Consider the following 13,372-nt stretch of genomic DNA (forward strand, 5'->3'; position numbering starts at 1 on the left):
AAGAATGTTCTGTTGATGAATTCTTTAATTATATACACATATGCTTAATATCAGAATTAATCCTCTAAATTTATTTATCATACCATTGCTTTGCGTTTTTATTTTTTCATGTTCTATGGAAAGAAAGCTTGCAAAGAATTATGTCAAGACTAAGGATAAAAAATCAGTTTTAGTGTTTTTCCCTTCTGAGCTAAGTAAATTAAACTTGAAAGCATATCGCATGCCTGCCAAAGATAGCTTGCAATTTTCTGACATTGATTCGTTTTTAATGAATAGGAGTTTATTTCTTCAATACATTAACGATTCTGTTTTTATGGCAAAATGCAAACAGGGCATGATTAAGGAGTTGAATAATAATGGGATTAATGTTTATGAGTATGACCAAATGAATGAATTCAAAAAGTTAAATGATAGTTCTTATGTGTTGAATCTTGCCCAAATGCAGCTTGAAGAATATATTTATCAAGATTCGGCAGAAGATTTTATTGATGGTTTGAATTATAAATACTATATAGAGCTGAATGCAATTAATCTTAATTCATGGTTTGAGTTAAAGCGAAACAGCCTACCCAATGAACTTTATCCCATCTTGTATTCAAGCTTTTTGGTTAGTGATAGTATTAATGGGACCTTTTTAGAATCTGAAAATAATGATTCTATTAATTTTTTTTATGTGAGGGATACATTGAGTCTATCAAAAATATATGAACTTGCTGAAAATGCAGGAAAAAAATATGCCTCAAATTTATACGATTATATGCTAAATATTTATGTACAGGATCATCTGCCCAAAAATCTAGGTCCAAAATTTTATTTTCATTATGATCATAGAGAAAGAAAATTAAAATCAAAATATTATGATCGATTTACCGAAATTGATCCCTAAACTCTGGAATCTTTTCGGGCATAAGAAGTTGCCTTAAAATCTGTAAATTCTTTCTTGATATATTTCAAATACCCCGTTATTGCAATCATGGCTGCATTATCGGTAGTATAAGCGAACTTAGGAATGTAAACATTCCACCTCAATGTTTCCAGTCGATCGAGCAAGCTTTGCCGCAATGCCGAATTTGCCGAAACACCTCCTGCAATGGCAATTTCTGATATCCCTAATTCTTTAGCCGCAATTTCAAGTTTTTTAATCAATACCTGAACAATGGTTTTTTGAATGGAGGCACACAGGTCGTCACGATTTTCCTCAATAAAATTTGCATTCAATTTAAGCTCATCGCGGATTTTGTATAAAAATGAAGTTTTCAAACCGCTAAAACTATAATCGTAATCAGGCATGTTCGGTTCCGGAAAATGAAATATTTCCGGGTTTCCCAATTTTGCGTACTTATCGACCAGAGGACCACCCGGATAGGGGAGTCCCAGTATTTTAGCCGCTTTATCAAAAGCTTCACCGGCAGCATCATCAATAGTTTGACCAATGATCGTCATTTCAAAATGATCTTTTACAAGCACAATTTGTGTATGCCCCCCCGAAACGGTAAGACATAAAAACGGGAACTGGGGTATTTTATCGTCCGGATTATCTTGAATAAAGTGAGCGAGAATATGGGCTTGTAAATGGTCAACTTCAATTAATGGAATACCCAAACCCAAAGAAAATGATTTAGCGAACGAACTTCCAACGAGAAGAGATCCTAATAATCCCGGACCCCTTGTAAAAGCAATGGCATGAAGCTGATTTTTATTTATATTTGCTTCTTTTAGAGCACTGTCAATTACAGGAATAATATTTTGTTGATGAGCACGTGATGCCAATTCTGGAACAACCCCTCCATATTTTTTATGGATCGCCTGATTGGCAACCACATTTGATAGTATCTTTGAGTTGCAGATCACAGCAGCTGAAGTATCATCGCATGAAGATTCAATTCCTAAAATAAAAGTGCTCATATTTACGTATATATAATTAAATCATTAAATAAGGGGCAAAGTTATCAAAAAAAGAGCACTTAATATTATTGGAAATTTCGTAATAGTATTTTTATCCTTACTATTAACGCTCTTCATGATGCTTAGAGAGCCGTTCACACAATCTGTAATGGCAAGAATGGTTACTACTTACCTTTCTCAAGAATTAAACGCCGACATTAAGATTAATGAAGTAACCGTAACTGCTTTTTTTAATTTACTGATAAAGGGAGTTGAGATCGACGATTTGCACCAGAAGAATATATTTTCTGCCGAACAAGTGGAAGTGAACATTGATAAGTTTAATTATAAAAAAAGAAAACTTAATTTCAAGCAATTGAAATTCAAGGAGGCAATCATCGATCTGAAAATTTATAAGAATGAAGACGATATGAATTTTCAATTTCTGATTGATCATTTTACCTCAAATAATTCTGCTGATTCAATTCAACAAAAAAAATGGGATATCAGCATTAGTGCCATCCGATTGAGTAAATCGAAATTTAGCATGGTTAATGAAAACAAAGCATTAACAGAAGTTGGGATCGATTATGATAGGATTGTAGTTGATGATATTGACCTGGATTTAGCCAATCTTAGATTTATCGCTGATACGGTTTTGTTCGAAATTAATAAGCTAAATGCAATAGAAAAAAGCGGTTTTTTAATCAAACAGTTTTCAGGGGAATTCGCACTATCGGAGAAAATGTTGGATGCCAAAAATATAACGATTGAAACAAATCAATCACAGCTTTATTTTGATTTTAAATTTTCTTACAATGATTTTAGTGCTTATGAGGAGTTTATCGATGCCGTAATGATCGATGCCAAACTTAGAAACTCAACGATAAATTTGGCTGATTTAGGGTTCTTTGCTCCTGTATTATTCGAGATGGATGATGAAATCTTTATTAATACTTCATTCAAAGGTACTGTTGAAGATTTTACCGCAGATCAACTTCGTTTTAAATTTGGCAGTTCTACCGAATTTGAAGGTAAAATTTCCATGAAAGGCTTACCCAATATCGAAAATACTTATACCGATTTAATAATCAATAAATTTTATACTTCCGCTAAAGATCTTGCAAATTTTGCAATTCCTATTGATGGTAAGTTTTTAGCTCTGCCGGATGAGATTTATGAGTTTGGTGAATGCTCCATAGTTGGTTATTTGAGCGGAATGTTTAAAAATTTTACTTCAGACCTTGACTTGAAAACAGAAATTGGAAGCTTGTCTGCCAACATAAATATGAATACTCAGGATTCGCTCGGTTCGACATTTTATAATGGGCATTTTCAATCTTTAAGTTTTGATCTTGGAAAAATGCTAAAAATACCTGAATATTTAGGAACCATGAATCTTGACCTTGATTTCAATGGCTCGGGTTTAACCAATGAAGACATTAAATTAAGGTTGGATGGTGTTATCAGTTCAGTAGAATTAATGCAAAATAATTATAATCAAATTATTATTAATGGGGAACTGGCAGATAAGAAGTTTGATGGGCACCTTGATGTAATGGATGAGAATATCGATCTTCAATTTAACGGAAGTGTTGATTTCAAGAAAGATATCCCTGAATTTAATTTTAGTGCAGATATACAACACGCGAACCTTTACAAAATCAATTTGCTGAAATATGATTCAACAGCTATCCTTTCAACTCAATTGGACCTCAATTATGCAGGACTGAACCTGGATGATCTGGAAGGTATGATTCAGGTTAGCAATACGGTTTACGAGCAGGGCAATAAAACCTATAAGCTTGATAATTTAACCTTGAATTCAAATTACGATGGTCTTCGAAATAAAATCATAGAACTCAGATCGGATTATATCGATGCGGATATTAAAGGTAAATTTAAATTTGCAGAATTGTTTGTCTCTGTTGAATCATTGATAGGGCAATATATCCCGCGCTTTTTCTATGACAGTATAAATGTAGAACCTATATTAACTTCGCAAAATTTAGATTTTGAAATCAATTTTAAAAATTCGGATGTGCTGACCGATCTTTTATATCCGGGCCTTAAAATTGCACCAAATAGTAAAATTGTAGGACATTATTATACCGATTTAAATTCTGTTTATGTTCAAGCCAATTCATCTGAAATTGAATTAATGGGGGTTAAATTTCATGACTGGTATTTAAAAACGGATAATAATGCGAAAGCTTTTCTTATTTTAACCGGGAGTAAAGATGTGGTTTTTAAAACTGCCACTGAAAATGATAGTACTTCATTTGGTCTGGAGAATTTTAATCTCTTAGCTTCAGTTCAGAACGATAGTATCAATTACCGGGTCGCCTGGAATGATTCTGAATCTATTGATGAAAATACCGGTTATCTTTCCGGCTATTTTAAATTTAATAACCGCACAGAATTCGAAATGAAGTTAAAAAAAGCGGATTTCATCATAAATAATAGGGCATGGAACATCGACTTGAATAGTCATCTGTATTTTGATAAATCATTGTTTTTAATTGATAGCCTGAATATTTTTAGCGATAAACAGAGTTTATTCCTTACAGGGGCCGCTTCAGGAAAAGCCGATGATACACTGAAGGTCATTTTCAGAAATTGGGATCTCTCTAATTTTGATTTACTTATCAACGATCCAAACTTAAATGTTGATGGAATAATAGATGGCGAAGTTCAACTTATGGATTTGTACGATTCGCCTAAAATTACAGCCCGGCTTGGAATAGCACAATTGGCACTTAATGAACAGCAGTTGGGTAGGGGCGTGATAAGGTCAACATGGAATAATGCTAATAATTCACTGGAAGCTTCCTTTGATATCATTAATATCGGAAATGCAGGTGAAGGCAAGGTATTTGGAATTGCAGGAACATTCTTTCCTAATCGCGATGAGCATAATTTAGATTTTGGGATTGATCTGAGTAATTTGGATTTACAAATATTATCACCTTATGTATCCGATTTTATGAGTGAATTAGAAGGGCTTGCGTCCGGACGTTTGCTATTGGATGGCTCACTGTCAAAGCCACGTATCATTGGGAATGTAAATTTGATGCGAACCTCGGTAAAAATAGATTATACAAACGTGAAATATTCTTTATCCAATGAAATTAAATTCAGGGAAAATGAAATTCAATTCAATCATGTTATACTATACGATACCTTAGGAAACCAAGCTATTTGTCAGGGCAAAATTACACACGAATATTTCGACAATTTTAAATTTGATATTAATATTAAGCCCCAAAAAGTATTGGGACTAAGTACCAATAAGTCTCAAAATAGCATGTTTTATGGTACTGCATTTGCTTCAGGCGATATAAATATCCGTGGGCCACTGGATGAAATTGTGATCGATATAGCTGTCCGCTCTGAAAAGGGAACACAAATTAAAATTCCCATCAGTTATGACTCCGAAATGACTGAAACCAATTATATTGTATTTGTCAATTCTGCCGATACGGTTAGTAAGCCAATTGATTATAAGGTTGATTTAAGCGGATTGAGTTTGAATCTTAACTTAAGCGTTACACAGGATGCTGATATAGAACTTTTCCTGCCTTATGAAATGGGTAACATTAGGGCAGATGGAAACGGAGATATTACTATTACTGTGAATTCGAGGGGCGATTTTGAAATTTTTGGAGATTATTTTATCCACAAGGGTACTTTCCTTTTTACACTGAAAAATTTAGTTAGCAGAAAGTTTAGTATTTTGGAAGGTGGAAAAATTTCATGGACAGGCAACCCTTATGAAGCAGAATTGGATATTAAGACTTTATACAAAACCAAGGCTTCCTTAGCCGGATTTGATATCGCTAATGACCGCAGGTATAATATTGATTGTTTTCTGGATTTGAGCCAGCAACTTTCCGATCCTACGATCCATTTTAGTATTGCCATCCCAAATATCGATAAGGAGGATGAACAAAAGGTATTTGCACAACTTGATACCGAAAATGAAGCTCAGATGAATCAGCAAATGATCTCATTATTAGTGTTGGGAAGCTTTAGCTCAAGTTCTAACATGACACCATCGGCAGGTGAAATCGGAGCATCTTCTATCAATGTTCTTTCAAATCAGTTAAGTAACTGGCTATCTCAAATCAGTAAAGATTTTGATGTAGGAATTAATTACCGTCCAAGTGGTGCCTACACCGAACAAGAAGTAGAAGTGGCACTTTCAACCCAATTATTTGATGATCGTGTGCTTATTGATGGAAATTTCGGAGTTCTTGGTAATCAACAATCCAGTAATGCTTCAGGTATTGTTGGTGACGTAAATGTAGAAGTGAAAATTACAGATGATGGTAGGTTTAGGATTAAAGCGTTTAACCGCTCAAATATTAACTCAGCCTATAACACGAATACTTTGGACGATAGATCACCATATACTCAAGGAGTCGGTATTTTCTACCGCCGCGAATTTGACAGTTTTGGAGATCTTTTCAGCAATGGTAAGCCTAAATCAAAAAATGTTAAAGTTCCGGTTTTATAAGTTTCTACCTTGGTCCTGATTTCTGCTAAAACTTAATCTAAAACTTCTTACTTTTATATCTTTATGGGGTTTACGGTTTATAAATCTTCTGCCGGTTCCGGAAAAACTTTTACACTTGTAAAAGAGTATCTCTGTATGGTTCTAAAGCAACCATCAACTTTTCGTAATATTCTGGCAATTACATTTACAAATAAAGCCGCAAATGAACTAAAAGACAGGGTGCTAAGTTATTTGAAAGAACTGGCTTCTGATGGTAATTGCGAGACTTCTTCCGTTAAAAAATTCATGCTTCCGATCCTCATCGAAGAAACAAAACTTGATGAAGCTGCAATTAAGGAGAGGGCAGGGAAAACATTAAGCTTGATTTTGCATAATTATTCAGATTTCGCCATTGGAACCATTGATAGTTTTGTTCATCGGATCATTAAGTCTTTTGCCTACGATTTAAAGCTGCCGCTTAGTTTTGACGTTGAATTGGATGATGATGAACATTTAAATAGGGCCATCGATATCTTGATCAATAAAATTGGCGTTGATGAAGATCTCACCGAAATACTCATCAATTTTACCAAATTAAAAACCAGTGAAGAAACAGACTGGCAGATCGAAAAAGATTTATTAAAATTTTCGAAAACGCTAATTAGTGAAGATGGACGAAAAGGGATTGATAAAATTAGAGATCTGAGGAATGATGATTTTAAGGAAATAGCTTCAAAAACTTCAAAGTTTATAAGAGATTTTAAAAATCAAATCCTTCCACTGGCACAATCTGCCGTCGATTTGATTAATACCAGGCAAATTCCTGATTCGGCTTTTTATTATGGTTCAAAGGGAATTTCCACTTATTTAAAAAAGCTTACTAAACAAAATAATGAAGATTTTAAACCCAATAATTATGTCCGCAAAACTGTTGAGGATGATATATGGTACGGTAAAAAGGTTGAAGCTACTGAAGCTGGTTTAATAGAATCGATAAAGGATGAAATCAGGAACTATTACATACAGATTACAGCAATTTTAGATCGGGATTTAGAACGTTTTCATCTTTACCGGATTATTCACCAACAAATTTATGCAGTTGCAGTTTTAAATGAGATCGAAAAAATATTAGAAGAGCAGAAACAAGTGAATAATATCATCCACATCTCTGAATTCAATAAAAAGGTAGCTGAAATTGTATTTAACGAACCGGTTCCTTTTATTTATGAGCGATTAGGTGAACGGTATAAATCGTTTTTGATTGACGAATTTCAGGATACATCGGTGCTTCAATGGCAAAATTTTATACCCTTGATTGATAATTCATTGGCAGAGGGAAATTTTAATATGATCGTAGGAGATGGGAAGCAAGCCATTTACCGTTTTCGTGGTGGTGAAGTTGAACAATTTGCAAAATTGCCAAAACTGTATCGGGCAGAAAACCTGCCTCTTGCCGATGAACGTGAACAAATGCTAATTAGGAATTTTGAACAAAAACCGCTTGACCGAAATTTCCGATCAAAAAGGGAAATTATTGAGTTCAATAATGCGTTTTTTGAGATAATCTCTAAACAGTTGGCAGCTGATTATCAGCCTATCTATGATCAGGTAAAACAAAAATTTGATAATGAAAACACAGGAGGTTATGTTCATATTGATTTGCTTGATTGCGAAAAAGGAGAAGCATATACAGAAGCAAACCTGTTGAGGATTAAAGAAATTGTCGATGAATTAATAAACGATAATTTCTCCTTTAAAGAAATTACCGTTTTATGTCGCAGCAATGATGAAATTACAACGGTAGCCAACTTTTTGTTAACGCAAGAATACCCCATTATTACAAACGAATCCCTTATTTTGAGCGGATCGGCAGAAGTAAATTTCATCATCGCTATCTTTCAGTATTTAATAAATCCTTCCGAACGGATTTATAAAGCAGCCATTTTAAAATATTTGGTAGAAGCAAATTGCGTGTCCGAAACCTTGGATGAGGGATTAAACCTTTTAAATCAGATTCTGTCGGAACAAGCTGCTTCTGAGCTTAAAAAGGATGTTTTTCTGGAGTATCTGAAATCTTATAATTTTGAAATAAATCCGGCTTATTTATTAAGCTTGCCGGTATATGATCTTACTGAAGAGCTGATAAGAATTTTTCATTTGAATGATGAAGTGAACCCTTTTGTGCAGTTTTTTTTGGATGCAGTGATGAGATGCAATTCGAAAGAACATGCAGATATTTTTGATTTTCTTGATTGGTGGGAAAGAAACCAAACCAAAGAATCTGTAATTATTCCCGACGATTTGGATGCTATTCAAATATTAAGTATTCATAAGTCGAAAGGACTTGAATTTCCGGTAGTAATTTATCCTTTCGCGAATAATAATGTTAAAACAACCATTAAACATTCCTGGATCGATTTACAAGATGAGTACCTCCCCAAACTTCAATCATTTTATCTGCCACTAACAAAAAAAGAAGTTGAAAATAGTGCTTATGCTGATGTGCTGTTAACGGAAACCAATAAGTCCTTACTCGATCTGATAAATATATTATATGTGGCTTTTACAAGGCCGACAGAGCGATTATACATCCTCAGTGAAAAGATTGATGAGGCTAAAAGCACCACCCAAGCTATACCTAAATTAATTCTTTACTATTTGCAACAATCAGGTGGTTTTGAAGAAGAAAAATTATCTTATAGTTATGGACAACGATTGGTGAAGGATATGGGAATGAAAGAGTCAACAGGTAAATCCATTAAATTAGAATCATTCATTTCTGAAAATTGGCGCCGGAAATTATTGATCAGTGCTAATGCTCCGGAGATTTGGGATATTCAAAACCCGGAGAAAAATAAAGAATGGGGCAATCTTATTCATCTAATTCTTTCTAAAATTAAGATTAAAGAAAATGCAGAAAATGTGATTGCTCAAATTGTTGAATCTGGAATAATTAAATCAACTGATTCGGAGGTAGTTTTAAAGTTGATAAATAAGTTGATGGATCATGAACTTGCAGGGAGATTTTTTATCAATGGTTTAAATGTGAAAAACGAAGCTGAGATTTTACTTGCTGACGGTCATGTTTTAAGGCCTGATCGATTGGTTTTCGAAGAAAATAAACTAAGCATCATCGATTATAAAACGGGTAAAATTGAGTACAAACACGAGCAGCAAATTTCAGGCTACGCAAAGCATTTGTCAACATTGGGATATAATAATATTCATAAATACTTAATATATATAAATGAGGATATTCAGGTTGTTGAGGTTGATTAATTATTTATAACTTTATCATCCGAAGTACTTAGAGTGCCTAAAGTTAAAATTGCCTTGAGTTAATTTGTGATTTGGATATTGAGGATGCTGGGTTACTTAAATTGATTTTAGCAGAATCATGTGATATCGACGCTATTTTCACTTCAATTGGTAAAAAATTAAAACTTTAAGTACTTTAAATAATTCACGTATTTTAGGCACTTCAAAAAATAATGCACCACATTGTTAAACCATTATTAAAATCAACGTTTATGAGAAAAACTTTTTTACTGCTTACAATGTTAGGATTATTCGTTCTGGGAACTTATGCTCAGGATGAAGCCCGCTTAATGCGCTTCCCGACAATTCATGGGAACCAGGTTGTATTTTCCTACGCTGGGGATTTATATTCCGTTTCTAAGGCTGGTGGAATGGCCACCAAACTTACCAACGACGAAGGTTATGAAATGTTCGCGCATTTTTCACCTGATGGAAAATGGCTTGCTTTTACAGGTCAATACGATGGAAATACCGAGGTTTATTTAATTCCCGCAATTGGGGGTGAACCTAAAAGGTTAACCTATACCGCTACTTTGGATCGTGACGATCTATCGGATCGTATGGGCCCAAACAACCTCGTAATGGGTTGGAAAAATGATAAAGAAATAATTTATCGATCCAGAAAAAAAACTTATAATGATTTTACAGGTCAGTTATATCTTGCCAATGTAAATGGTGGATTGTCAGAAGAACTACCGCTGCCGACCGGAGGTTTTAATTCTTATTCTCCGGATCAATCGAAATTAGCTTATAATCGCGTTTTCCGTGAATTCAGAACATGGAAATACTATAAAGGCGGCATGGCCGATGATGTTTGGATATATGATTTTAAATCAAAAAAGATTGAAAATATTACCAACAATGTAAATCAGGATATTTTCCCAATGTGGCATGGCGACAAAGTTTATTTTCTTTCTGATCGGGATCGTACCATGAATCTTTTTTCGTACGATTTGAAAACGAAAGAAACAAAAAAAATCACCAATTATACCGAGTACGACATCAAATTCCCTTCATTGGGTGATGAGGCAATTATTTATGAAAATGGGGGATATCTTTATACTTATGACCTTACGTCAGGAAAAACGGTAAAAATCGAAGTTAAAATAGCCAGCGATTTTCTGCATAGCAGAGAAGTTCAGAAGGATGCCAGCCAAAGTATTAGCTCATTTTCCATTTCACCCGATGGAAAGCGTTTGACTTTCGGTGCCAGGGGTGATGTATTTACAGTACCTGTAAAATCTGGTATCACAAAAAACTTAACCCAAACTTCAAGTGTTCACGATCGCAATGTTGAATGGTCACCCGATGGTAAATACATCTCTTTTATATCGGATGTTACCGGCGAGGATGAAATTTATATCATGAAGCAGGATGGAAGCGACAAAGCAGTTAAAATGACCTCTAACGGTGATACTTATAAATATAATCCTATTTGGTCGCCCGACAGCAAAAAAATATTGTGGAGCGATAAAAAACTAAGGTTACAATATGTCGAAATTGAAAGCAAGGAAGTAACCCAGGTTGTTAAAGCGACCGACGGAGAAATCAGGGATTACAAATGGGCTCCTGACAGCCGATGGGTCACTTATACTTTGCCAAAAACGAGCAGCGTATCTGAGATTTACATTTATAGTATACCTGATAAAATAGCCCATAGGGTAACAGGTGAATGGTACGAAGTTGGAGGACCGACTTTTAGTGATGATGGAAAATATTTATTCTTTAGTTCACAACGTGATTTTAGTCCGATATACAGTCAGGTTGAATGGAGTTACGCTTATGCCGACATGGGAAAAGTTTATTTTGTTACCCTTCAAAAAGAAACACCTTCGCCTTTTACACCGGAAAATGATGTGGTGAAAATTGAAGACACCAAGAAACCTGAAGTAAAAGATAAAGCAGAACCGGCTAAAAAGGATACTGCTGCAAAAAAAGAAGCTGATAAAAATATTAAAATTGATTTTGATGGAATCGTTGACAGAACAATGGCTTTACCCATTGAGATAGCTAACTATTTCAATATTCGTGCCATCGGTAATAATGTTTATTATGCGAAATTCTCATCTACAACCCGATCTGGCAATTTGATGATGTACAATCTTGAAAGCAAAAAAGAAATAGAAATCGGGGATTTCACTAATTACATCATTTCTGCCGATAAGAAAAAAATGTTTATCAGTAATCGTGGTAAATATTATGTAATCGGATTGCCCCAATCAGCAGTTAAACCAAACGAAAGTGTGGATTTAAGTAATATGAAAGTATGGGTCGATCCTAAAAAGGAATGGAAACAAATCTTCACCGAATCATGGCGACAAATGCGCGATTTCTTCTATGCACCCAATATGCATGGATTGGATTGGCCGGCAATTCACGACAAATACGCGCAACTGGTTCCTTATGTAAATGATCGACACGATTTGACCTACCTCATAGGCGAAATGATTGGGGAATTGAGTACCGGACATACCTACGTTAGTGGTGGCGATAAATTCGAAGCTCCGCGTATTAATATGGGACTTTTAGGTGCCGAACTTTCAAGAGATAAATCGGGATATTATCAAATTGATAAAATTTTAAAAGGTGAAAATTGGGCCCGTAATACCATATCTCCATTAACTGAAGTTGGTGTAAATGCTAAAGAAGGTGATTTAATTACAGCAGTGAATGGAAAACCGACTTCAAAAATGAATGACATTTACCAATCTTTGATTGGAACAGTTGGCGATCAGGTTGAATTAACTTTGGCTGAGGATGCATCAGGTAAAAATGAACGTAAGGTTATTGTGGTACCTGTTGCAAGCGAAAGTGGTTTGTATTATTTAAACTGGGTACGTAATAACATCGAAAAGGTAAACAAAGCTACAAATGGGGAAGTTGGGTATATTCATATCCCTGATATGGGTGTTGCCGGGTTAAATGAATTTGTTAAATATTTTTATCCTCAATTAGGTAAAAAAGCTTTGATTATTGACGATCGTGGCAATGGTGGAGGAAATGTTTCACCCATGATTATCGAAAGATTAAGCCGCGAACTAACCATGTTGGGTATGGCTCGCAATACCGGGGTCAATACAAAACCTGCCCAAATGATGGTTGGGCCAAAAGTAATGCTGTTCGATAATTATTCGGCTTCAGATGGCGATTTCTTCGCATACCAGTTTAAGAAACTTGGTTTGGGCAAAACCATTGGTGTTCGCTCATGGGGTGGGGTTGTTGGCATACGTGGCTCATTGCCATTTATTGATGGCGGCTCGCTGCAAAAACCCGAATTTGCACCTTTCGATCATGATAGTGGGGATTGGATTGTTGAAGGTTGGGGTGTTGAACCTGATATCATTTTGGACAATGATCCTGCAAAACAATACAATGGCGAGGATCAGCAATTGAACAAAGCTATTGAGGTGATTTTGGAAGAGATGAAAAAAACAAAACCCTTACCTCCGATTCCACCTTACAAAAATCATATCAAAAAGTAAATTCACATCGGGCTTGTCACATCGAGCTTGTCGAGATGCGGTCACATCGACAGTAACTTGTTCTCGACAGGCTCGAACTGACCTGACATTGTCACATCGAGCTTGTCGAGATGTTGTCGAGATGTGTCATTCCGGATTTATTCCGGAATCTAAACCCTGTCGGTATTTAAAGCACCGACAGGGTTTTTTG

5 protein-coding genes are annotated in these 13,372 nt (G+C 35.1%); 4 read left to right on the forward strand and 1 reads right to left on the reverse strand.

The annotated features are described in order from the left end of the window. The first annotated feature begins 115 nt into the window (after positions 1-115). On the forward strand, positions 116-886 hold the full coding sequence (locus KKG99_14190; GenBank protein ID MBU1014146.1) for a hypothetical protein: 771 nt from the start codon (positions 116-118) through the stop codon (positions 884-886). Here KKG99_14190 and tsaD read toward each other — a convergent pair. Continuing rightward, positions 883-1,905: a tRNA (adenosine(37)-N6)-threonylcarbamoyltransferase complex transferase subunit TsaD gene (tsaD, locus tag KKG99_14195; protein ID MBU1014147.1), complete on the reverse strand. Its 1,023-nt coding sequence runs from the start codon at positions 1,903-1,905 to the stop codon at positions 883-885. The genes KKG99_14190 and tsaD overlap by 4 nt on opposite strands. Positions 1,906-2,020: 115 nt before the next feature. Here tsaD and KKG99_14200 point away from each other — a divergent pair, with 115 nt between their 5' ends. The 3 genes from KKG99_14200 to KKG99_14210 all read left to right on the forward strand — a co-directional run bounded on the left by KKG99_14200 (position 2,021) and on the right by KKG99_14210 (position 13,182). Continuing rightward, positions 2,021-6,403 carry a translocation/assembly module TamB domain-containing protein gene (locus tag KKG99_14200; GenBank protein ID MBU1014148.1) on the forward strand — a complete coding sequence of 1,461 codons (4,383 nt, stop codon included), beginning with the start codon at positions 2,021-2,023 and terminating at the stop codon, positions 6,401-6,403. A 63-nt stretch (positions 6,404-6,466) separates the two neighbouring features. Further along, positions 6,467-9,661, forward strand: coding sequence for a UvrD-helicase domain-containing protein (locus KKG99_14205; GenBank protein ID MBU1014149.1), 3,195 nt, complete (start codon positions 6,467-6,469; stop codon positions 9,659-9,661). A 251-nt stretch (positions 9,662-9,912) separates the two neighbouring features. Then, entirely contained in the window at positions 9,913-13,182 is a 3,270-nt protein-coding gene (locus KKG99_14210) for a PDZ domain-containing protein (protein ID MBU1014150.1), read from the forward strand. Positions 13,183-13,372 lie beyond the last annotated feature (190 nt).

It is taken from the genome of Bacteroidota bacterium (genome assembly GCA_018816945.1).
Lineage (GTDB): Bacteria > Bacteroidota > Bacteroidia > Bacteroidales.